Raw genomic sequence first — 22,992 nt, 5'->3', positions numbered from 1 at the left:
TTTACTTGTGTTCAATATCAAAATTTTTACAGCATCCACTTGTATCCTTCTATACAGATAGAAGCTGATATGAATAATGGAGGGTATAAATGATTACACTGATTAAACCACTTTTAGTCAATATTACCATCTTATTTTCATTTACCTTTAATGCCAATTTGTTTTTCCCGTTTCATAAAAAACAATCCTTTTCAATTAAACAAAAACTGATCTTTGGGCTTATTGGGGCCATTGGTGCCTTATTTTGCATGTTTTACCCGATCGAAACACTTGGAGATACACGCTTTGATTTAAGAATGGTCGCTATTCTAATCATTACATTATATGTTGGATGGATTCCAGGCTCCATCGTATTTATCATTACGTCTATCTTTCGTTATCTCTCAGGAGGTCCGTATGTATCCATTGGCATTTTGGTATCATTTCTAGCCTTTTTTATTGCTCTAATCTTTCGTCGCTGGTTTCTACAATCCACATTTCGAGTTGGGACAGGAACAGTCATTGTCATCATATACTTTCTTATGTATATTGCCGTATTGTATCATTCGGTGAAGATTTTAAATCACAATTTTTATATCGTCTATTTTATTTCCTTCTTTTTAACATTTATTTCCTTAGTTTTTGTCATTGACCATTTGATAAAAATTAACACACAAATAGAGGAAATGGTTTACATCGACAAGCTTACGATGATTGGACATCTTGCCGCTTCATTTGCACATGAAATTCGCAATCCTCTTTCAACTGTCCAAGGGTTTATCCAATACTTAAGTAAAGACACAACCGATCCGGAATTCAAGAAATTTTCTCCGTTAATCCTAGAAGAATTAGACCGGACGAATAAGATTATTACGAATTACCTTCAAGTTGCCAAGCCTGAGCAATTTCATCTTTCTGATATTGAAATCACACGTGTGATTCACGATTGCGTCGAGCTTCTTAGACCCCTTGCGTCCTATTCAGATACAACTATTGAGTTTTCTTTTGAGAATGAGCATTTTGTCTATGGCGATGAACATCATTTGAAACAAGCCATAATGAATGTGTTGAAAAATGGAATCGAATCAATATCTGACAAAGGACATATTCGGGTAAAAGTAAGATCGGATTATCTGAATGACTTGGTGCAAATTACAGTTGAAGATAATGGATGTGGAATGACAACTGAGCAATTGAAGCAGATTGGGCTGCCCTTTTATACGACAAAAACGAAGGGAACCGGACTCGGAAGTATGGTCACAAGTAAATTAATCCGAGAAATGAATGGAAGCATTGAATATGAGAGCGAAGTCAATAAAGGAACCATCGTCCATATTCATCTCCCCTTATTTATAAAAGAAAAACAACAAAAAACTGCCAAGGAAAATAAATGAGTTCCTGGCAGTTTTTTGTTGTCTATTTCGATTATATAGGATTGAAAAATAACCCTCTCAATAATTTAAGCTTAAACTAAAGTAAGTCGTCTTACTTGTAAAATACCATCATTAATGGTTAATAAATTGTAAATAATTAAAAATATGGATATTGGTAGTTAACTTCACTGTATGAACCATTTATACTAGTAGGAACATGTGCTTTAGATTTCTATTTGAATATTCAACTAAGGAGTGTTCTGATTGGAAACCTGTCAAGTAACAGTATTACAAACTAGTGATATACACGGGAACCTTTTTCCATTCAATTATGGGTTGCAAAAGGAGATGAATAGTGGGTTAGGAAAGCTTGCTTCCCTTATTAAGGACGAGCAGATGATAGCTTCTAATTGCCTCTTAATTGACAATGGCGATATGATTCAAGGAACTCCACTCACCTACCACTATGCAAAATTCTTAGCCGATACGGAACACCCAGCTATCACCTTAATGAACTCGCTTCATTACGATGCTGCGATTCTAGGTAATCATGAATTTAACTTTGGACTAGATCTATTAACAAATGTGGTTTCCCAATCTAACTTTCCTTGGCTATCTGCAAACATTGTCATGACAGATGGTACTCCTTTCGTTGGAAAACCATATTTCATCAAGGAATTGCCGAATAAGCTGCGCGTCGTTATTCTCGGTGTAACAACCCACTATATCCCAAACTGGGAAGATCCGAATCACATTGAAGGACTGCGGTTCCAGGATGCATTCGAGACCGTTAACAACTGGCTGGATTTTATTAAAGAAAACGAAACATACGATCTATTAATCGTTTCCTATCATGGGGGGCTTGAGCGAGATCCTGTGACTGGGAAGGAAACGGAACTCTTCACAGGAGAAAACCAAGGATACCTCATGTGTACCGAGCTAGAAGGAATTGATGTGTTGCTGACTGGTCATCAACACCGGGCACTTACAGCTGAAATTAACGGAGTAACAGTAGTCCAACCAAGCTATAATGGGCAAGCTCTAGGGAAGGTTACGATTGATTTTGCTAAGGACAAAGGCAAATGGTCGATCATCCAAAAGACGGCAGAGCTCATCCATGTAACAGAAAAAACAGAAACGGATCAAGCTCTTCTAAATTTAGTCCAATCATATGAGCAACAGACACAGCAATGGCTAGCTCAGCCGATTGGAAGAATTACCTTTGATATGGAAATTAGAAACCCCTTTGAGGTGAGGCTTAAAGATCATCCCCTTATCGAATTCATTAATAAAGTGCAAATGGATGCAGCTGGTGCTAACATATCTAGCACTGCTCTATTCGATAATCATTCAAGAGGGTTTCCACAAGAGATTACCATGAGGGATATAGTTTCAAACTATATTTATCCAAACACACTGAAAGTGATTGAAATAAAGGGACAAGACATAAAAGATGCACTTGAGCAATCGGCTACGTATTTTTCTTTAAATGAAAAGCAAGAAATAATCATTAACCCCCATTTTGTCGAACCAAAACCACAGCATTACAATTACGATATGTGGGAAGGAATTGAATATGAGTTGAACATCTCTAAGCCCGTTGGAGAACGAGTTGTGCAATTGAACTACATGGCACTTCCTATCCAAATGGACCAAACATTTGAGGTGGTTATGAATAATTATCGTGCAGGCGGAGGTGGGAATTTTCCTATGTTTAAGGACAAGCGAGTTGTAAAAGAAATACAAATCGATATGACTGAATTAATTGCGAACTACATACTGAAGCGAAAAACGATTCATGCTACATGTGATGGAAATTGGAAGGTAACGAAATGAAAAGCAAACCAAAGCTCCACCCTTTTCGCATCATGTACGGGGATGGAGCTTTAGCAAGATGAATCGATGATTAACCATTTATTCCTATTGATAGATGAAGAGTTTACGTAATTTAACGAAGAGAAAAATCCCCTGAGCTTGTTTCTACGTGGATTTCATATGCTCCTGAACCAATTTTTCCTTTAAAGTGGTTCTCTTCTTTTTCCTCAAATAAGAAGCCATCGATATCGACTGTTCCCTCTCCTGAGCTCCCTTTATAATGGACAACCATGGAATCAGGCTTTTCAGAAAAGCGAATATCCACATCTCCACTATGTACTTCAGCGGTCATATTTCCTGTTAGACGCTCGTTTTCTATTAAGATTTCACCAGATGACGCTTTAGCTGTAATATCGCCTGGTACATTTCGTAAAATGATATCACCTGAACTCGTTTTAAAGCTAGACAGTTTTGCACCGCTCAAATTTTCTGCCAGTAGATCACCACTACTTGCTTTTAATTCTACAACTTGGGCTTCACTGTCCTTTGCCGTTACGTCTCCACTACTTGCCATCAATTGAAGCGTTTCTTTCACAATCATATGTTCTGCCGCGATATCGCCTGACGATGTTCGTAGCTGAATCGACTCATAGCTTTGTTCAGGTAATGAAATGATTATGTCCAAACTGATTCTCGTCACACCCATGTAAATTTTTTTCTTTTCATCAATTGAAATGGTGAGAGTATCCTCATTCTCTTCCACGTTAAGTTTAAAGTCGTCTTCTAGCTTTTTACTTACTTCACCAACTAATTCAACTGTTATGTCTTGACTTGATGACTTATTGAGAGTGACATCGGCGGAGGATACGTCTAACTCAATATGTTGGATAGCAGACCCCTCAACAGTTACTTTTTCCTCTACATCGGTTGTATGAAATGAAAAATAGCTACCCGAAGAGTTCGAACTGATAAATGTACCGATGACGCCAATGATAAATAATATGAATAAAACATAGACTAGCTTCTTCATGCGGCTCTCCCTCCTTTAATGATGCGAATATTAAATTTGATGTAACGCAGGATGGACATATAGAAAAATTTCCCTACATAGATCATTCCAATGCTCATTAGTAATCCGAGACTAAACAATGCTAATGATCCAAAGAAGTTAACTGTAAAGTTCTCAAACGTAAATCCAAAAAAGGAAGAGAACAATAAGAAAATCGGTGAGATGGTTAGAATGATTGCTACTACAAATAGCGCTATATATACGCCAAATATTCCAACAACTGGACCGATGATAAAGGCAAGATTAAAAAAACTTAAGCTAATCGTCGCAAAAAGGGCTTTGAATATATTGGAAACGGATTGATCCTTTTCTGCGAGCTCCACTCGATACGTTGCAAGAAGATCCCTAGCAATTACATGAGGATCACCCAGTTCAGCCATGATTTCCTTTTCGGTTTTTCCATTTGCTAGACCTACCTCGAAATGTTCCACATAGTCATAGAGCATCTCCGCTCGCTCTATTTCAGGTACTTTTTTTAATAACTTATTTAGCGTAATAAGAAATGCGTTATCTTCCATGATTCATCCCCTCCTCAATTAATGAATTAACACCGTAAGCAAATTGTTTCCATTCTTCAATAAGTGAAAGCATGTATTCTTCCCCTTTAGCTGTGAGAGAATAATACTTTCTTGGTGGCCCTTCAGTCGATTCTGCTAAATACGTTGATAAATAGTCTTCTTTTGTTAGTCTTCTTAATAAGGGATATAGCGTTCCTTCTGCCACTTCAATTTTATTCGAGATGTTCTGTGCTAATTCATACCCATATTGGTCCTTCTTTGAGATGAGAATGAGTACACATAATTCTAAGACGCCTTTTTTAAATTGCACATTCAAGGAACAGACCTCCTAATTCCTACTACTCTTTATCCACTACTGATTATTATACAATAGGTTAACGTGAAACATTTACCACTTCTTTACTATAATACACACTAGTGAACATTGCAAGGTAGTGATGGAAAATTTTCACTAACTAGTGCTGTCCATTTGAATAAGGAAGAAGTACGGCACACTTTAAAAGCGCTGACTCCTCTTCTGGTTTCAGCGCTAGTCCATTAACGTCTTCTTAATGCATCACGATCCGCATTTTGCGGCGGTTCTTCCATCCAATCAAATCGAATCATAAGCTTTGCACTATCCTCTGCGTATTGACCGACTTCAGCCAACAATCTACCATAATTTAGGTTGATGTCCTTCCTCATGCTAGCAGCCATCCCTAAACCGTAATTCCCGATTGTAGTGGCATTTAATGAGCCAATTAGAAAGAGCATCAGCTTATCAGAGAATGGGGGGGTGATTGATTTTGAAACGGTTGAATCCCATGTGGAAGGAGACGGGATATCATCCTCAACCAACATCGAGCTTAATAAATTCTCATGCTTTTCAGCAATTTCCTTCCCCCGAACCAAATGGTCTCTGACTTCTTTTTGTTTGGCCACTTGTGAGAACCCAATTATTAACGTTCTCCCTATGGAGTTTGTTTCTAAATTTTTTGCGATATGCGATATTTCAATAGCCGTTAATGGACGGTGTTTTCCAAAAAACGATGAAAAGAAAGATTGATCCTTTATATTTTCTGCTTTATCCGGATAGTTAATGATTGGAGATCGAACAAATACCCCTTTGGAAAGCAGGAAATCCACCGTGTCATGAAAGAGAGCAGCCATTTTTCCATACACACTGTGAAAAAACGTACGAATATCCTTTCTTGCTGCGGTTCCCTCAGCCATCGAAAAACTAACCATTGCACCAGATGCCATAAACTGAATAAATCGAAGGGAAAAAATATCAGAATAAAGCCGTTCCACATATGGGTTAATATCTTGATCTGAAAAGGCATTCGGAATCGGTATCCCTTCCACTTTATAAATGCACTCAATCCCTACTTTCACATCATTCAGTACAGATAAGGCCCTCTCAAAAATTGGCTTTGCTTCCTCGTCCTCGTTGACTGCTTGAAAACAAGTGATAAAACAGCTCGTCATCGAACCCTCCATATACAGACTCCAAAGAGCTGCTAGTTCATTTGTGGTTAGCTTTGAATTATGGTTCATATGTATACAGCACCTTTTGTATTTTTTCTTATTTTGGATTTGTTTCTTTGAAAAAATACACGATTTAGGTGCTAGTTAACCACTGTATTCGAGATTATGTGTTCATCATGGTAGAAGGATGGATATGAAACCCGGTTTTCTCTTGAAGGGCTTGTTCGTACATGAATTTTGCTACTCTTCTTCCTTCGATTGGACGATATACCTTTAGCGGGCCGGAGAAAAGAAACGGCAGCCGCTCACTTACCTTTTCAGCGAACTTCTCCCCTCTTCTCCATTCGTCTCGCTCACCAAGTAGCAGGGAGGGCTGACATATAAGAACACAATTTAGTTCGATGTCTCGAAGCTTATCTTCGACCTTTCCCTTTACGCGATTATAAAAGAAAAGAGAATTTGAATGAGCGCCTAATGATGTAATCGTTAAGAAATTGGTAGCCTTTTCGTCCGAAGCTAACGTAGCAGCTGTAATCGTATATTCATAATCGACTTTTTCAAAATTCGCTTTTGACTTTGCTTTCTTAATCGTTGTGCCAAGACAACTGTATACATCATCAACCCTGAATGCCGAACGATATTCGGATAACTGCTCAAAGTCGATCACAAGCTGCGTTAATTTTTGATGCTGAATAGGCAATTCACGGCGACCAAGCACCGTAACTGCCTCGTATTCTTCTGATTGAAGCAAGATAGTCAATAGTTCAGAGCCGATAAGACCCGTTGCTCCAAGTAAGAGTGCTGATCGTTTCTTCATTTTTTCACCTTCTATTATAATTACTTTTTCCCTTGAACATTTCTTACGATGGATGGTACGATTTTCCGCGGCACGAATCGGATGCTATTAGCCAGGAGTTTATTTTTAAAACCTGGAATAATAACTGTCTGTTTGTTGAATAACTGCTCGTATCCGATATTTACAACCGTTTCTACATCCATCACTCCTGCTTGGAAGAGCTTCGATTGAGCGAGATCTGCACGATCTGAGAAGCCTGTTGCAGTTGGTCCAGGGCAAAGGGCAGATACGGTAATATTGGTATTATTTAACTCGTTATTTATCGCTTCCGTAAATGAGAGAACATAGGCTTTTGTCGCATAATAGACCGCCATTAATGGTCCTGGCTGAAAGGCGGCAGTTGAAGCAACATTTAAGATTTTCCCTTCATTATGTTTCACCATATCACGCAGTACCAGTTTCGTTAAATGAGTCAAGGATCGAATGTTTAGGTCGATCATATTTAGTTCTTGTGATAGATCCGTTTCTAGGAACTCTCCATATAATCCAAATCCCGCATTATTAATTAAGACATCCACTCTTATATTCATTGATTGAATATCTTCGTATAATGCATCAATTTCATCAGCAATTGATAAGTCTTTTGCAAAAATATGAACCTTAATATGGTAGGTTTTCTCCAATCGGTTCTTTAGTAAAATGAGCTTATCATAGCTTCGAGCAGAAGCAATAATATCATATCCTTCACGGGCAAATTTTTCAGCAAATTGTTCCCCTATCCCGCCAGAAGCTCCTGTAATAAGAACGGTTTGATTGGTCATCTGTTCCATCTCCTTTTTATAAGTTTAAACATTTAAACATAATGATTTTTTTAAAACCCCTAGGTTTCCCTAAAGGCAATCATGTTCGACAGTATCGATCAGGTCTTTTAATAATTGAACGGATTCATCTAGTGCTAACGAGTAGTATCGCAACGTTCCTTTTTGCTCCACATCAATTAAACCTTTTTCCTTTAGCAGCTTTAAATGATGGGAAATAGCAGGTCTTGATAAGGAAGAGTGCTCTGTTATTTCATTAACAGTTAACGCATCATGTTCAGCTAGAAGTAAAATAATGTCTTGGCGATGTGGGTCACTTAAGGTTTGGAATAATGGAATACACTTGCGAAAAATGTCCATTGCTCTTTGGCCCATCTATTCAAACCCCCTAGTTCATTTTTAGAAAAACTTACTGCATCATCTTTGATGCATACTTGTCTTTGCCCTTTCATTTCATTAGAAATGGGCTTTAAGCTGTCATTTACATGAAAAAATTCACGCAAATCCGAAAACAATGCGTTTAAACTTTTAAACATTTAATACATTTCTTAGTTTATATAACCACAGGTCTTTTGTCAATTAGAATGTTCACGATGAGATACATCCCCTAAGGTAACGATGTTCCACTTTGCACCATTCCATTCGATGATTGTTAAGCTCGTATCATGGATAAATGGTGGGTCCCAAAACGTATGTAAGGGTCGTTGTTCTACATGGGCAATGATCGCTTTGATAAAAACGGCATGTGTGACAAGTAGAATATTTCCCGAAGTGTGATTAGCAGTTAGGGAATCTAGAACTTTCTTAGCTCGGGTCAGAAGCATTGGAAAGGTTTCTCCCGTTTCTGTTTGATACAAATGAGGCTTCTTCCAGAAGAAATCAAATGGTTCCTTGTACGTCTCTCTTAATGTCTTATGTGTTTGGCCTTCCCAATGGCCAAGAGAGATTTCCCTTAAGAGATCCTCTTTGACTACTTCGAAGCTCCGTTCGCCTTTTACAATTTCAGCCGTATGTACAGCTCGATCACTTGAACTGGAATAAATGGCTTCGAAAGGCGTTTTTCTTAACCGTCTTTCAAGAAGGGTTGCATGATAGACTCCTTTTTCTGTTAAAGGAGAATTTTTCCACCCTTGTAGTCTCTCTTCTGTATTCCAGATCGTTTCTCCGTGTCTAGTAATATATAGTGATAGCATGTTCGTTACTCCTCCAGTCATTTCGTTTCTAAGTCGATTTCGTTTAAAATCATTAAATGATCTAGTGTAATATCCTCAAAATAATGAGCCATTCCATTTACTGAGCTCTCTGGAAACGTATATTCCCCTGCCCCATTATACGGAAGCCATCCGAAATAAATATGTTGATCGAAATAAAAATGATCAATCAAGCTAACCGTTTGCTTTGATGCTACGGTTTTTTTGTAGGATTGCATAAATTGAACCCATTCCAAAGGCAGGTTCATCACTCCGTATGGATGCTGAGAAAATGACATCTCCTTCATCAGCTCAACCTTCGGAACATATTGCTCTTCTCCATCGGACACGATATAATTTCGATTTCTGATCAAATAAAATTCCACGTAATCCACTTGTTCACTCGGAGCAATATTCCAAACAATATAATGGGTCGATGGATCATTCTCTTTCAGCTTCCATGTCTTCGGCTCACCTGTTGAATCCATTGAAGCTAATTTCCATTCGTTCCAGCGCCAAACCCAATGACTCACTCCGTATGCACCAGACTTTGAAATATACGGAACGAACAGATGCTTTGGATCAAGGGGGATTGAATCGAGGATGTTTTTCACTTCCATTTGAGGTACAGCTCTATTCATTTTTTCCACTAATTCTTTCTCTGTTAGGAATGGAGAAGGAGGTGAAAAATAGAAAAACGAGCACACTGAAATTGCTATTGCTGTAAGAATTGCTCCTATAAGTATCTTCAACCTTCTAGTCAAGCTCAGCTCCTCCTATCCAAAAAGAGTGTGTTGAACGAAAATAATGCTGCTTCGTCTTAGATGATATCACCAACACACCTTTGCCATCTCGCTCAAGGTAGATTTGGGTGTTTAACCCACTTCCGAAGGCTGGTTCTGCCCCAATGAGTAGAAAAGGAAACCGCTCAGTAACTTGTGCATTTTCTTTTCCCAAGTACAGCTCCTCATACCACTCATCATTGTAAAATTTCTCAGAACTCATTTCATCTAAGAAGGAAAGAAATTTCTGATCATCTAGTTCTCTGCTCTTAGAAGAGGCATGGAGAGTGACAACGTTTGGTGATGAAAGACTAGAAATATAGGTAGATAGCTGGTTTTTGGGATAAACCATATCATGAATGAATGGCTCGCTTACAGATCCTATCAAGAAGATGTAATTCGCAATAAACCCAATCCAGGCAAATTTACGATAGCTTTCCCAGCTTTCTTTTTTTCGATAAATCCCATATAAGAGCCAAACTCCTAATGGCAGAATCGAAATCGCTATGTACTGGTCGTTGAACGGAAATTGAAAAGAAAAGGAAAACACTCCCACGAAGAATACAATAATGGCCTTCCAGCGCTTAACTGGATATGTAACGTTTACATATACCATATGTAGCCAAGTCAAAAGCCCCCCCCAAGTAATGAGTGTAATCAGAAGACCTACAATAGAAAAACCTATGTGAACATTCATCATCGATTTTCCCCCTCTCTTTGAATCTTCTATTTCATCCCCCTTACACATGTATAGACAAAAAAGAACCCATGACGGATTCTTTTATTCACCCTTAACGCTTGGGGAATCGCATGTCATGGTACCTGTCCACTCATATGCCCAGCTCTGTATTTCTCTCATAATAGGCTCGAGGGCTTGCCCTTTGTCCGTTAAGCCATATTCGACCCGAACGGGGACCACGTTTGCATATACGCTTCTGTGGACGATCCCTTCCTCCTCAAGCTCCTTCAAACGTTCTGACAACAGTCGACCACTAATTGGCATCGAAGCTTCTATTTCTGAAAACCGTAGAGAACCCGATAAAAGCCGATACACAATGAGCCCTGTCCAGCGCTTACTAAGTATCTGCATTGCCTTTTCAAACTTTGGACATAATTCCGACATTTCCTTCACCTCTATAGAATGAATTATACCTTAAATCCTCCCAGTGTTGGGAATCAGTTTAGGAGACTTTGCTATTAATGGATGATTTTAACACAATCATACAATTGAAATTCACAATTTATTTAAGTTATCCCTTGACACCTTATAATATAATTATTATAGTTACTTACATAAAGTAAGTTAGTAACCATTATGCTATTAATTACTTTCATCTATTTTACTACAAGTTTTTACTTACTAAAAGTAATTTATGTATAATTAATTACTGACATGATTTTCATTTTTTTCTCACTGTTATTAGGGGAAGAATACAAATGTACTCTCCCACAAATTATCCATTGGAGGCACAAATTATGACAACAACAGCTACAAAGCCAGATTTTTACTCAGTAATTAATGAGCGTCATTCAGTTAAGAAGTATGACGCTTCACACAAAATGACGAAAGAAGAAATTCATCAGCTGCTTGAGGATTCCCAAAAAGCACCTTCTGCGTGGAATCTTCAGCATTGGAAATTTCTTGTACTAGAAAGTGACGAAGCTAAAGCAAAAGCTTTACCAATCGCATATGGTCAACAACAAGTGGCAGACGCTTCGATTGTTGTTTGTATTTTAGCAGATACAGAAGCAAATAAAAATGCAGATCCTGTATTTGAAGAGGCTGTTCAAAAAGGGTATATGCCAAGAGAAGTAAAAGACAGCCTTATTCAGCAAATTGAAGGCGCATATACAATTCCTGATATGGGTAAAGATCAAGCGTTAATGAATTCATCTCTTTCTGCCATGCAATTAATGTTAGTTGCAAAAGGAATGGGCTATGATACATGTGCTATGGGCGGATTTGACCGTCAAAAAATGACAGAAGAGTTTCACATTCCTTCTCGCTATATTCCAACCATGTTAATCTCTGTTGGGAAAGCAGCAGAAGCAGCATACCCAAGCACTCGCTTTCAAGTTGAAGACGTAACGATCTGGGAAACATTCTAATATAGTTGATAAAAGGGACTGAGAGCAAACTCTCGGTCCCTTTTTGTCGTTAATTCAAATGCATCTGCTTTTGCCGTTGAAGGAATAGAAAGACTTTAATCATGAAATAGCTGATTTCATCTGGTACGTTTTCTTTTATTGGTTTGAGCTTCTCGTTACCAGCAACCTCTATTGCCGCTTGAATCAGCGAAATCGCTTCTGCTGGAACTAATGGTGCTAAGTCAATGTCAAGGCCTTGTTCTGCGCATTGAAGTAAGTGGTTTTCAACCGTCGTGATTGATAGCTCTCTTTTTTGGGAGATGTCTTTAATACCCAATCCCTGGTGAAAAAGCTCTAATGTTAATTTGTGTGAATCTTTCTCTTTTTTCGCTGCTTTTCTAACAGGTTTCACTTCCATACTTCCCTCTGATTCAGGGACAGGGTTTTCTTCAAGGAAACCTGTGATGGCCTGTAAAAATTCTTCGCCATATTTCTTTAACTTTAACTCCCCCACCCCATTTACTTGAAGAAATTCTTCGCCAGTTCTTGGCAGCTTCGCACACATATCTTTCAACGAGGAATCGGAAAAAATAACAAAAGGTGGAACGCCCTCTCTTTCTGCTATTTCTCTTCTCAATGATCGGAGTGCATCAAATAACGGGTGATCCACTGCGATTTTCTTCGTTTCTACAACCGCCTCTTTCCTCGAAACGGTCGCTTTTCCAAGTAGAATATCCTTTCCTTTCGGAGGTACATAAAGAGTGGGATACTGTCCATGCTCCACCCCCACTATTTCTTGTGAAATCAGATATTCCATTAAATCACTAACCTGTTTCGCACTCATGTCTTTTAATATTCCATAGGTGGTTAGCTTTTCAAAACCAAATTGCTTGATCTTCTGATTTTGTGAACCAGTTAATACTTGAGCGGTTAACGTTTTTCCGTATTTTTTCTGCCCCATACGAATCACGCAAGATAAAATCATTTGCGTTTCCTTAGTAATATCAAAGCTTGTTCGTTGATCGGTACAATTACTACAGCGTTCACAAGCTTCTGTATTTGTTTCACCAAAATAGCTTGTAATATATTGCTGCAAGCAGTTTTCCGTGTGACAATAATCAACCATGAATTGAAGCTTTTCAAGCTCTTGTGTCATTCTTTCACGATCGCTCGATTGGTCGATTAAGTACCGTTGAACTTGTACATCTTGTGAAGAATATAACAGTGTACATTCACTAGGTAGGCCATCACGTCCCGCACGGCCTGCTTCCTGATAATAGCTCTCCATATTTTTAGGAAGCTGAAAATGGACCACATAGCGAATATTTGATTTGTCTATCCCCATCCCAAATGCAGAAGTCGCTACCATAACGGTCGTATCGTCTTGCAAAAATCGTTCTTGTTCTTCACTCCGGTCGGCATCACTCATGCCTGCATGGTATTTGCCAACCTGAACACCTTTTGCTACGAGTAAGTCATAGAGCTTGTCCACTGCTTTTCGAGTAGCTGCATAGATAATACCTGCCTCATTTTGGTTGTTTTTAATATATGACTGTAGGTATTTCAAGCGATCCTGCCCTTTTACAACAGAAAATGTTAGATTTTCTCTTTCAAAACCCGTCATGACCGTTTGCTTTTCATTAATATGTAATAGATGACAAATATCATCGCGCACATTTGGGGTAGCTGTAGCTGTCAATGCCATGATGATCGGCTTACTTGGAAGCTGTTGAACCATTGATTGAATGTACCTGTAGCTTGGTCTAAAGTCGTGTCCCCATTGCGAGATACAGTGAGCTTCATCGACTGCCACTAGCGGGATATTCATTCTCTTCAGCTCTTCGACAAAGGCATAACTCTCCAACCGTTCAGGTGCAATATACAGAAGCTTATACTGTCCCTCTTTCGCTCGAAATAGTCGCTCCCCTGCCTCTTTAGCTGAGATCGAGCTATTAATATAAGTTGCTGAAATTCCGACTTGTAAGAGTGCATCCACTTGATCCTTCATCAAGGAGATTAGTGGAGATACGACAATTGTTAAGCCATCAAGAACAAGTGCTGGAATTTGATAACAAATGGATTTTCCGCCCCCTGTCGGCATCACACAAATCGTATTTTCTCCTTGTAAAACAGATTCTATGGCCTGTTCCTGACCTTTGCGAAACTCAGAATAGCCAAAATAGGTATGTAAGTATTGCTTAGCTTGTTGTAACAAATTGAAATACTCCTTTCTCATTGAGATATGTAATGTGGACGTTTTGCGTTCTACCTTTAATTAATAGGTAGATCAGGTAGAATCTTTATTGAGGGTTTTCTCGTTTGTGGTTGTAGCAGAGGCACATATAGTATACAACAAAAAATTTCATTCTTAAAGATGGGTTGATTAGAAAAGCGAACTAGGGGGAAAACTGGATACCCAATGAAAACAGATAAATTTCTCTCTGCAAAATTTATGAATGTGACGAAAAATTTGGTATAATCCTCTTATTACATATGGAAAAGGTGAATTCTCTTTGGCAAAGAAAAAGCTTCAGTATTGGTCATTGCAAGTCTTAATCATTATTGCGATCATTTATCTTTCAACGAAAATTTCATTCTTATTCGAACCGATTGGAATCTTTGTATCGACACTCTTTTTTCCAATCATTATTTCAGGGTTTCTTTATTTTCTTCTAAACCCAGTCGTAAAATTATTACAGAAATATAAGTTCCCTCGTACACTGGCCATATTAACGATTTACTTGGTCGTAGCAGGGCTTATTGTTCTCGTCGTATCAAACGTAGTGCCTATTATCTCGAAACAGGTAACCGCGCTCTTTAATGATATCCCGCAATATGCGAAGCAAACGAAACTCGTAATTGAGGATGCGATCAAAACAGAAGAATACAAATGGTTCGTCAATCAAGATTATGTAAAGCTTGAAACGATTGAAGAAAAACTGATCGAATTCGCCAATACTTTGCCGAATACGATTACAACGAGTATTTCAAGTATTTTCAGTGTGGTCACAAACATCGCTATAACGATTGTAACCGTCCCATTTTTACTATTCTATATGTTTAAGGATGGAAATCGCTTTCCAATCGCTGTATCTAAGTTTCTTCCAACTTCCTACCGACAACAAGGATTAAATACGTTAAAGGAAACAGGCGATACATTAGCAGCTTATATTCAAGGACAAGTTACGGTCGCTCTTTTTGTTGGAACGATTAGTTATATTGGCTATTTGATCATCGATATGCCATATGCACTTGTCATGGCTTTAATTGTAGCGGTGACCAATATTATTCCTTATGTTGGACCGTTCTTGGGCGGAGCACCTGCTGTTCTCATTGCCCTCTTTGATTCACCAACAAAAGCTTTTCTTGTTATCGTTGTTATTACGGTGGCACAGCAAATTGAAGGAAATGTCCTCTCCCCGCTAATTATCGGGAAAAAATTAGACACACACCCAGCCACGATTATTATTTTATTGCTTGTTGCTGGAAATTTAGCAGGTATACTTGGGATGATCTTAGCTATACCAACCTATGCAGTGGCAAAAACCATTATTGTCAATTTGGTTCGTTTCTTAAAGGCTCGTGCTTCAACGATTGACTAAAGGTGCATAATACCTCTTCTCCCTCATGAAAAAATGGGGGAGATATGATATCCATCAATTTCAATTAAGCTAATGGAATAACTCATTTTTAACGGGAGAAACTAGTGTTGAGCGATTCTAGCTCAAACTTTTTCGTCGGGAGTGATGGATCATGGCAAGAAGCAACAAACTGTTGGTTCCTGGTTCAGAGAATGCTCTCAATCAAATGAAGGAAGAGATTGCCAATGAGTTTGGAGTTCAGCTTGGTGCTGATACGACCGCACGAGCGAATGGTTCTGTTGGTGGCGAGATGACCAAGCGACTGATTGCAATGGGGGAACAACAATTGACCAATCAATCACAGCAATAAAATGAAGGAGAGGTCCAATTGGGCCTCTCCTTCCCTTATCTCGTAGGAACAATTATTTCATCAATAATCCCATATTCCTTTGCTTCTTCTGCACCCATAAAGAAATCGCGATCGGAGTCTCTTGCAATTTTATCAATAGGCTGGCCCGTACGTTCGGCAATGATTTCATTCACTTGTTCACGAAGCTTTAGGATTCGCTTGGCAGAAATTTCAATCTCAGTCGCTTGCCCCCGTGCTCCGCCAAGTGGCTGATGTATCATTATTTCACTATTTGGCAAGGCCAAACGCTTTCCTTTCTTCCCAGCTAGTAAGAGCATCGCCCCAAATGAAGCAGCAAGTCCTGTGCAAATCGTCCGAACGTCTGGCTTGATATACTGCATCGTGTCAAAAATAGCAAAACCTGCAGAAGTGGAGCCTCCAGGGCTATTAATATAAATGGATATATCTTTATCTGGATGATCCGCTTCTAGGAATAGAAGCTGGGCCACAACACTATTTGCAACGTGGTCATTTATCTCTTCACCAATCATAATGATTCTGTCCTTGAGCAGCCGAGAATAAATATCGTATGATCTCTCTCCACGGCTCGATTGTTCAATTACATACGGAATGGTACTCATTAGAATCTCCTCCTAGACTAGAAATACTAGACTGCTTAAGCAGCCATGGAGAAGGTACATAAAGGAGGTTGTTGAGCACGGCTGAACGTAACATGAGATGGGGCTTCTGAAAGAATAGCCTTTATGAGTGTCGTCGGGTCTTCCGTTAGCAATGCTTCGTACAATAATTGAGAAACAGCCTGTCGATCCTGATCTTCCCAAACTGGAAGCATCAGCTGTTTTTGCAGTCTGTTTTTTCCTCGATACAGCAAAGCTTTGACAGCCGTTTCAGATATATCAAGCAGGTCAGCGATTTCTTTTGACTTGAACAGAAATCCTTCTTTTAATGTAAAAATAATCGCTTGCTTGCCCGTCATCACCTGCATGAGCCTATCAATTGATTCCTTGCATCGAATCATTCGTTCGGAAGGATCCTCTTGCATTTGTGTGGATGGTTCCTGTTCACGGATTACTTCTCGCTCCCTTTTCCTAACAGTGTCAATCCATGCATGATAAGCGATTTTCTTCAACAATGGCGGACTTACTTCATGGTATGCTTCCAAAGCCTTCATCCATGCTGCATGTGCCATATCTTCCCCATCCCATTTATTCTTGGAAAGAAAACAGCAATATTTCTTCAGGTGTTCATACATATCTCCTTCTATATCCGTCGGTAAATGTTCGTTAAGCATTTTCTGCAACATCTTCACTCCTTCCTGCCCTTCTCATTTCTTAAACGAATGACTATTCAAAAAAGATACGGGCAAATAAATATATTTCACTTTTGTCAAATAGCATAATTTACTAAATTGAATACCATAATAATAATACTATTTTAAAAAAAGGAGGGATCAACTATGGGTCTTTGGGATGCAATTACTCAATGGCAAGCATCTAGATATGAAAAGCATGTATCAAAAATGGAGGCTGAAGGGAAGTGTCCGGATTGTTATGGAAAAGGGTTCAACATTTCCGTTGTAAGTGAATATGCTTATTACACTGATTCTAACGAGTGTCCAGGCTGTAATGGAAGTGGAAGTTTTGCGGATTGGGATTCGGCTAAATACTCATAAGGAGTCCTACTCAAGTAAATGTTCTCCTCCTCTTCTTGAAACCTCTATGATGTTCTTCCACATCACTTCAATCGTAATCATAAACCAAAGACAAATTTGAAAGTAGACGATCAGGAACTTTCTCTGATCGTCTACTCATGGTTGGCTCCAACAGATGTTAGCTTATCTTTTAAGAATTCAAAACCATACAAGATGAGAGACTTCAAAAGGAATAGAAGCAGCAGCTGGTACCTTCTTAATCTAACAGTAGATGCAATCCCTAATCGTTTCATGCCATCCAAAACAGGATACGTAAACAGCAGATGAACGAGAATGTTGGTCGTTACATACAAGTAAAATTTACCATACGTGAACTTCATAATCCATAACGTCCCTACAAAAAACGGGCCTAAAATGAGAGGTAGCTCTCCGACAACTACTCGACCCAATTTCTGATAAAACCACCACCATACTCGTTTCCTAGCAAGAAAGCTTTCGGCAAATACAATGAATGACATAAAGGTTGCAGCTGGAGCATATTTTTTGAAGGTACTTTTCCCTATTAAAGGAACAGTGAGCCATGATCCGACGATAACAGCAATTAGGACTAGCTTGGGATATTTCATACAAGTAACACCTCTGTTCTAGGTTAGCATTCCTTTCTACACATAATATGTGTCACATTTCCCAAAATAATGTAACAAAAAAACAGTGGAGCGCTGCCCACTGTTTTTTTATATTATCTTATAATTTAAACGAACTTTTTAACGACACAATACGGTTAAAGACGGTTTTATCACTTGTTGTTTGTTTTGGATCAACGTTGAAATAACCGTGACGGAAAAATTGGAATTTATCCTGCCCTTTGGCATCCTTCATATTCGGCTCAATGAACCCTTGGATGATCTCAAGAGAGTTTTCGTTCACCATGTCTAAGAATGTTTTCCCATCCGTATCGGCTTCTTCTGCTTCTTCATCAAGAATTAAGGGCTCATAGAGGCAGAATTCAGCTGGAATGGCTTGTGTTGCCTCGACCCAGTGTAGAGTTCCTTTCACCTTTCTTCCTGTAAAACCCGTTCCGCTTTTCGTTTCTGGGTCATATGTACATCGGATCTCGACGACATTTCCTTCCTCGTCTTTGATTACCTCTTCACATTTAATGAAGTAAGCATGCTTTAATCGAACTTCATTCCCAGGGAATAGGCGGAAATATTTCTTTGGCGGATCTTCCATGAAATCTTCTTGCTCAATATAGATCTCTCTAGAGAACGGAATTTGACGCATACCCATTTCAGGATTTTCAGGGTTAATTTCTGCATCAAGCATTTCAACTTGCCCTTCTGGATAGTTCGTAATAACCACCTTCAATGGACGTAAAACGCCCATCGTACGAGGAGCCTTCATCTTAAGATCCTCACGAACGAAATGCTCAAGCATTTGCGTGTCAACCGTTGCAACCCCTTTGGAAACGCCAGATTCCTTAACGAATTGACGAATCGCTTCAGGTGTATAGCCTTTTCTTCTTAAGCCTGAAATCGTCGGCATACGCGGATCATCCCAGCCATCGACAAACTTTTCATCAACTAACTGCTTAAGCTTCCGCTTGCTCATGACCGTGTTCGTTAAGTTTAATCGGCCAAATTCAATTTGCTGCGGCTTATGTGTCATTTCACATTCTTCCACAACCCAATTGTATAATGGACGTTGATCTTCAAATTCTGTCGTACAAAGTGAGTGAGTAACTCCTTCAATTGCATCCTCTAATGGATGAGCAAAAGCATACATCGGATAAATACACCAGTTGTCTCCGGTATTGTGATGTGTCGCATGAGACACTCGATAAATAACCGGATCTCTTAAATTAATGTTTGGAGAAGACATATCAATCTTGGCTCTTAATACTTTTTCTCCGTTTTGGAATTCGCCATCGCGCATTTTCGTAAACAGCTCAAGATTTTCTTCAATTGAGCGGTTGCGGTATGGACTTTCTTTTCCAGGCTCCGTTAATGTCCCGCGATATTGACGGATTTCGTCAGCTGTTAAATCATCTACATAGGCTTTTCCTTTGTTAATTAATAACACCGCACGATCGTACATCTCTTCGAAATAATTGGATGCAAAATGAAGCTCTTCCCACTCATATCCGAGCCATTTCACATCTTCTTTAATTGCATCTACATATTCTTGATCTTCTTTCAACGGATTCGTATCGTCAAATCGTAAGTTTGTTCTCCCGTTAAAATCATCTGCTAATCCAAAATTAATAACGATTGATTTGGCATGGCCAATATGTAAGTAGCCGTTCGGCTCTGGAGGAAAACGCGTAATAACATGATCACGCTTACCTGATTCTAAATCTTCCTTCATAATCGTTCGAATAAAATTCGATGAGTTATTTTCCAACCTGTATCACCTTTCCTTGTATGTACTTCCTACCATTTTACTTGAATCAATAAGAAAAATAAAATATTATTAAGTGCTACTGTAAGATAATAATATGTTTTGAAAGGTTTCTGCAATTATCTTTTTTGAAAAAAGACGATTTTCACCTGTTTTTCCTGAAAACCACACGTTTTCTTTCAAAGAATGTCATGTTTTTTCTAAAGTTGAATAAGGCAATTCGATTAAATGAAGTGAGGCTTCTTGTATGACCGTATTTATTCAAGTACTTCTTCCGATTTTCGGCATTTTTGCTGCTGGGTTTGGTGTTCAAAAATGGCGGAAGTTGGATGTAAAGTCGATTTCCACCTTTGCCATCTACATCTTAACGCCAGCATTAGTATTTCGAACGTTTTACACGGCTACATTAGACGAGCAATATTTGATGATTACCTTGTTTGCCTTTGCGCTACTTTTCATTCTAATAGGGGTAAATAAAATTTACGCAAAGCTTCGCTGCTTAGATCAATCAATGGAAAGCGGACTCATCCTCTCGACCGCATTTATGAATGCCGGAAATTACGGTACACCAATCATCTTGTTTGTCTTTGGGGAACAAGGCTTTACTTATGCCGTTTCCTTCTTAGTCCTTCAATCCATGATCATGAATTTTTTTGGCGTATACTATGCTGCTCGAGGGAGACAGACCATTGTTGCATCTATTCAATCTGTCCTTAAAATGCCTTTAACATACACATTACTCCTTGCGCTGATTATGAACGAGTTAAAGATTCCTTTAACACGAAATATCTTTTCTGCTATTGACCTTCTTGCAGAAGCTGCCATTCCTGTTTCCATGCTGATTTTAGGAATGCAGCTAGCTGAATTAAAGGTCGATCATTTATCGGCAAATCTGTCCCATACAATCGTTGCCATTTTCGTCCGGTTAATTGGCTCTCCTTTGATTGCTTTTGGACTCGTCTCGGTGCTACCGATGGAGCCGCTTCTTCAAAAGGTATTAATTATTTTGACGGCTACACCTACTGCCGTCACAACAACAATGTACGCTTTGCAATTCGATTCCAGGCCAAAGCTTGTTTCAAGCATCGCGTTATTTACAACGCTGTTAAGTAGTCTTTCGCTTTCCATTTTATTAACCCTCATCGGATAATCAGCGTATTCCTACACACACTAGAAAGAAGGAGTGTGTAGAATGATGATACTTGAATGGGTATTCGCTAGCGAAAGCCTGTTAGCATCTAGCCCTACTTTAGATGAGTTAATCGAGACAGAGCGACACTTTAACGAAGTATTAAAGGCGTATTGGGTTGCTGAAAATTATTTAACCTTTAATTGGTGGGTGCTCATCTTCTTATCCATCGTTCCTGCCGTTATTTGGTGGAAATTCGTTGATAAGTCGAGGATCTTTGAGATTGTCACGTTTGGCTTATTTCTAGGGAATATCGCCATCATTTTAGACTCAATTGGAAGCACGGCATTAGTTTGGTACTATCCCGTACGTATATCTCCCTACTTATTCCCACAGCTGTATCCCTTTGATATATCGCTCGTTATTATTCCCTTTATGTTTGTTTATCAATGGGCTAGGGATAATGACACGAAGTTTTATGTATATACGGTCCTTGTTTCTGCATTTAATTCATATTTTGCTGAAGCTGTAACGATATGGATTGGGATTTACAAAGAATTCACTTGGACGAGCTCCAAGTCTTTTTTCATCTATATTGCCCTTGGAATTCTTTGTCGATTAATTATTAAATTCATGAAGCGTGCCGCGCTAAAAGATTGACTGCCCCCAAGGATGGAGGGCAGTCCATTTTTGTATATGGTTATATATTATTTAATCATTCTGATCACGGCGTATCCGTACCTGCACCGTTTAACTTATTCACAGCTAGACAGATGAGCTCTTCTCCTGTAATCAACTTACTGCCCCCACCTTGAATAAGGCTTGGACTTCCTCCTCCTTTTCCATTAATGGATGGAAGGATTTCTGCTGCTAGCTCTTTAAGATTGATGTTCATTTGTTTTCCTGCAGCTCCAACAAATTGAAGCTTGTCCTCATTTTCCGATACGAAAAAAATGAATCTTTCTTCATCTGCTTCTATCACTTGTTTGGCTAGCTTTTGCAGGTCCTGAATCGAACGATTCTTAAAGGCAGCGCTAATGATCGGAGTATTTGTTTGAAGATACCGTTCCGCTTCTCCCTGCAACAACTGCTCATTTAATGCCTCGATGGTCTTGTCTTTTTGCTTATTTTGCTCTAATAATCTCGAAACAGCATGAACCAGTTCTTCTTCTGGTGCATTTACAGATTGACTTAATTGCACGAGACTTTGTTGCTTCAGGTGTAGCTGCTTGATGATTCGCTTTCCACAAATAAATTGAACACGGATTTTCTTCCGCTGCTTTTCCCAGCCTAGTATTTTAATGGCGCTCACTTCTCCCGTTGAGCGAGGATGTGTCCCGCCGCATCCGTTGTAATCATAATCTGGGATGATGACTAAACGAATGTTCCCTGTAACAGCAAGCTCTTTTCTCAATGGGTAGTTTCCCGCTTCATCCATTGACACCCATTTCGTTTCAATCGGGCGATTTTCTAAAATGATAGCATTCGCTTTCTCTTCCACCGCCAATGCTTCTGCTTCTGTCAGGTTCTCGATATCCAAATCGATCGTACACGTCTCTTTTCCTAAATGGAAGCTTGTCGTTTCCATTCCAAACACTTCTATAAAGGCAGCAGTTAAAATATGCTGACCAGCATGCTGCTGCATATGGTCAAATCGCCGGACCCAATCAATTTCCCCTTGAACCTCAGTTGTGCCATCTTCAAGTGAACCCGAAGGATAATGACGAATTTCGCCATTGATTTCTTCTACACCAATGACTGGAACGCCGTTAAGTGTTCCGATGTCATGTGGTTGTCCACCACCAGTTGGGTAAAATGCGGTTTCACTTAGTACCACATATGTTCGATTCTGTTCATCTGTTGCCACTTTCTCAACCTTTGCAGTAAACGAAGATTGATAGGGGTTTTGATAATATATTTTATGCTTCAAAAAGGTCACTCCATATCATTTAATAAGACTGTATTC

25 protein-coding genes are annotated in these 22,992 nt (G+C 39.1%); 8 read left to right on the top strand and 17 right to left on the bottom strand.

The genetic code is table 11. The features are described from left to right. Positions 1–89 precede the first annotated feature (89 nt). Entirely contained in the window at positions 90–1,373 is a 1,284-nt protein-coding gene (locus LS684_RS10115) for an ATP-binding protein (RefSeq protein ID WP_233811456.1), read from the top strand. A gap of 243 nt (positions 1,374–1,616) precedes the next feature. Continuing rightward, positions 1,617–3,188: a bifunctional metallophosphatase/5'-nucleotidase gene (locus tag LS684_RS10110; RefSeq protein ID WP_233811455.1), complete on the top strand. Its 1,572-nt coding sequence runs from the start codon at positions 1,617–1,619 to the stop codon at positions 3,186–3,188. Positions 3,189–3,300: 112 nt separating this feature from the next. Here the strand turns inward: LS684_RS10110 and LS684_RS10105 are convergent, their stop codons facing one another. From LS684_RS10105 to LS684_RS10055, 11 genes are all read right to left on the bottom strand, one after another. Then, complete coding sequence (locus LS684_RS10105) at positions 3,301–4,197, bottom strand: DUF4097 domain-containing protein (protein WP_233811454.1); 897 nt, start codon at positions 4,195–4,197, stop codon at positions 3,301–3,303. After that, the gene (locus LS684_RS10100; protein ID WP_233811453.1) at positions 4,194–4,754 is read right to left on the bottom strand and encodes an HAAS signaling domain-containing protein; all 561 of its coding nucleotides are present in this window, start codon (positions 4,752–4,754) and stop codon (positions 4,194–4,196) included. Before LS684_RS10100 ends, LS684_RS10105 begins: the two co-directional genes overlap by 4 nt. Beyond that, complete coding sequence (locus LS684_RS10095; protein ID WP_233811452.1) at positions 4,744–5,070, bottom strand: PadR family transcriptional regulator; 327 nt, start codon at positions 5,068–5,070, stop codon at positions 4,744–4,746. Before LS684_RS10095 ends, LS684_RS10100 begins: the two co-directional genes overlap by 11 nt. 221 nt (positions 5,071–5,291) lie before the next feature. After that, positions 5,292–6,290: a DUF3231 family protein gene (locus LS684_RS10090; protein ID WP_233811451.1), complete on the bottom strand. Its 999-nt coding sequence runs from the start codon at positions 6,288–6,290 to the stop codon at positions 5,292–5,294. Positions 6,291–6,384: 94 nt separating this feature from the next. Continuing rightward, the gene (locus LS684_RS10085) at positions 6,385–7,038 is read right to left on the bottom strand and encodes an NAD(P)H-binding protein (protein ID WP_233811450.1); all 654 of its coding nucleotides are present in this window, start codon (positions 7,036–7,038) and stop codon (positions 6,385–6,387) included. 20 nt (positions 7,039–7,058) lie between these two features. Then, positions 7,059–7,838, bottom strand: a complete 780-nt coding sequence (locus tag LS684_RS10080) for an SDR family NAD(P)-dependent oxidoreductase (RefSeq protein WP_233811449.1) — start codon at positions 7,836–7,838, stop codon at positions 7,059–7,061. 69 nt (positions 7,839–7,907) lie between these two features. After that, positions 7,908–8,210: an ArsR/SmtB family transcription factor gene (locus LS684_RS10075; RefSeq protein ID WP_233811448.1), complete on the bottom strand. Its 303-nt coding sequence runs from the start codon at positions 8,208–8,210 to the stop codon at positions 7,908–7,910. 200 nt (positions 8,211–8,410) lie between these two features. Next, a complete protein-coding gene (locus LS684_RS10070; protein ID WP_233811447.1) occupies positions 8,411–9,028 on the bottom strand; it encodes a histidine phosphatase family protein in 618 nt (205 codons plus the stop codon). A gap of 17 nt (positions 9,029–9,045) precedes the next feature. After that, positions 9,046–9,789 carry a hypothetical protein gene (locus LS684_RS10065; RefSeq protein WP_233811446.1) on the bottom strand — a complete coding sequence of 248 codons (744 nt, stop codon included), beginning with the start codon at positions 9,787–9,789 and terminating at the stop codon, positions 9,046–9,048. Continuing rightward, the gene (locus tag LS684_RS10060) at positions 9,782–10,507 is read right to left on the bottom strand and encodes a hypothetical protein (RefSeq protein ID WP_233811445.1); all 726 of its coding nucleotides are present in this window, start codon (positions 10,505–10,507) and stop codon (positions 9,782–9,784) included. The genes LS684_RS10065 and LS684_RS10060 overlap by 8 nt, the downstream gene beginning before the upstream one ends. 81 nt (positions 10,508–10,588) lie before the next feature. Continuing rightward, positions 10,589–10,930 carry a winged helix-turn-helix transcriptional regulator gene (locus LS684_RS10055; protein WP_233811444.1) on the bottom strand — a complete coding sequence of 114 codons (342 nt, stop codon included), beginning with the start codon at positions 10,928–10,930 and terminating at the stop codon, positions 10,589–10,591. A 353-nt stretch (positions 10,931–11,283) separates the two neighbouring features. Between LS684_RS10055 and LS684_RS10050 the strand changes: the two genes are divergently transcribed. Further along, positions 11,284–11,916 carry a nitroreductase family protein gene (locus LS684_RS10050; protein ID WP_233811443.1) on the top strand — a complete coding sequence of 211 codons (633 nt, stop codon included), beginning with the start codon at positions 11,284–11,286 and terminating at the stop codon, positions 11,914–11,916. A gap of 49 nt (positions 11,917–11,965) precedes the next feature. On the opposite strand, the gene recQ is transcribed toward LS684_RS10050, so the two are convergent. Further along, a complete protein-coding gene (recQ, locus tag LS684_RS10045; protein WP_233811442.1) occupies positions 11,966–14,110 on the bottom strand; it encodes a DNA helicase RecQ in 2,145 nt (714 codons plus the stop codon). Between the two features lie 298 nt (positions 14,111–14,408). On the opposite strand from recQ, the gene LS684_RS10040 reads away from it, so the two are divergent. Both LS684_RS10040 and LS684_RS10035 read left to right on the top strand, forming a co-directional pair. Next, positions 14,409–15,497: an AI-2E family transporter gene (locus tag LS684_RS10040; protein ID WP_233811441.1), complete on the top strand. Its 1,089-nt coding sequence runs from the start codon at positions 14,409–14,411 to the stop codon at positions 15,495–15,497. 151 nt (positions 15,498–15,648) lie between these two features. Continuing rightward, the gene (locus LS684_RS10035) at positions 15,649–15,846 is read left to right on the top strand and encodes an alpha/beta-type small acid-soluble spore protein (protein WP_233811440.1); all 198 of its coding nucleotides are present in this window, start codon (positions 15,649–15,651) and stop codon (positions 15,844–15,846) included. 35 nt (positions 15,847–15,881) lie between these two features. On the opposite strand, the gene clpP is transcribed toward LS684_RS10035, so the two are convergent. Together clpP and LS684_RS10025 are read right to left on the bottom strand one after the other, a co-directional pair. Beyond that, complete coding sequence (gene clpP, locus LS684_RS10030; protein WP_233811439.1) at positions 15,882–16,466, bottom strand: ATP-dependent Clp endopeptidase proteolytic subunit ClpP; 585 nt, start codon at positions 16,464–16,466, stop codon at positions 15,882–15,884. Between the two features lie 35 nt (positions 16,467–16,501). Further along, positions 16,502–17,149 (bottom strand): sigma factor-like helix-turn-helix DNA-binding protein, encoded by a 648-nt coding sequence (locus LS684_RS10025; RefSeq protein WP_233811438.1) that lies wholly within the window; start codon positions 17,147–17,149, stop codon positions 16,502–16,504. Positions 17,150–17,302: 153 nt separating this feature from the next. Between LS684_RS10025 and LS684_RS10020 the strand changes: the two genes are divergently transcribed. Further along, a complete protein-coding gene (locus LS684_RS10020) occupies positions 17,303–17,518 on the top strand; it encodes a methionine aminopeptidase (RefSeq protein ID WP_233811437.1) in 216 nt (71 codons plus the stop codon). Between the two features lie 131 nt (positions 17,519–17,649). Here the strand turns inward: LS684_RS10020 and LS684_RS10015 are convergent, their stop codons facing one another. Both LS684_RS10015 and LS684_RS10010 read right to left on the bottom strand, forming a co-directional pair. After that, positions 17,650–18,123 (bottom strand): hypothetical protein, encoded by a 474-nt coding sequence (locus LS684_RS10015; protein WP_233811436.1) that lies wholly within the window; start codon positions 18,121–18,123, stop codon positions 17,650–17,652. A 118-nt stretch (positions 18,124–18,241) separates the two neighbouring features. Continuing rightward, positions 18,242–19,900, bottom strand: coding sequence for a glutamine--tRNA ligase/YqeY domain fusion protein (locus tag LS684_RS10010; protein ID WP_233811435.1), 1,659 nt, complete (start codon positions 19,898–19,900; stop codon positions 18,242–18,244). Between the two features lie 244 nt (positions 19,901–20,144). Between LS684_RS10010 and LS684_RS10005 the strand changes: the two genes are divergently transcribed. Both LS684_RS10005 and LS684_RS10000 read left to right on the top strand, forming a co-directional pair. Next, positions 20,145–21,047: an AEC family transporter gene (locus tag LS684_RS10005; protein WP_233811434.1), complete on the top strand. Its 903-nt coding sequence runs from the start codon at positions 20,145–20,147 to the stop codon at positions 21,045–21,047. Positions 21,048–21,089: 42 nt separating this feature from the next. Beyond that, positions 21,090–21,686 (top strand): CBO0543 family protein, encoded by a 597-nt coding sequence (locus LS684_RS10000; protein ID WP_233811433.1) that lies wholly within the window; start codon positions 21,090–21,092, stop codon positions 21,684–21,686. 64 nt (positions 21,687–21,750) lie between these two features. Here LS684_RS10000 and LS684_RS09995 read toward each other — a convergent pair whose 3' ends face one another. Further along, complete coding sequence (locus tag LS684_RS09995) at positions 21,751–22,965, bottom strand: alanyl-tRNA editing protein (RefSeq protein WP_432418809.1); 1,215 nt, start codon at positions 22,963–22,965, stop codon at positions 21,751–21,753. Between the last annotated feature and the right edge of the window lie 27 nt (positions 22,966–22,992).

The sequence above is a fragment of the Cytobacillus spongiae genome (genome assembly GCF_021390075.1).
This window is presented reverse-complemented; position numbering and strand designations above follow the sequence as displayed.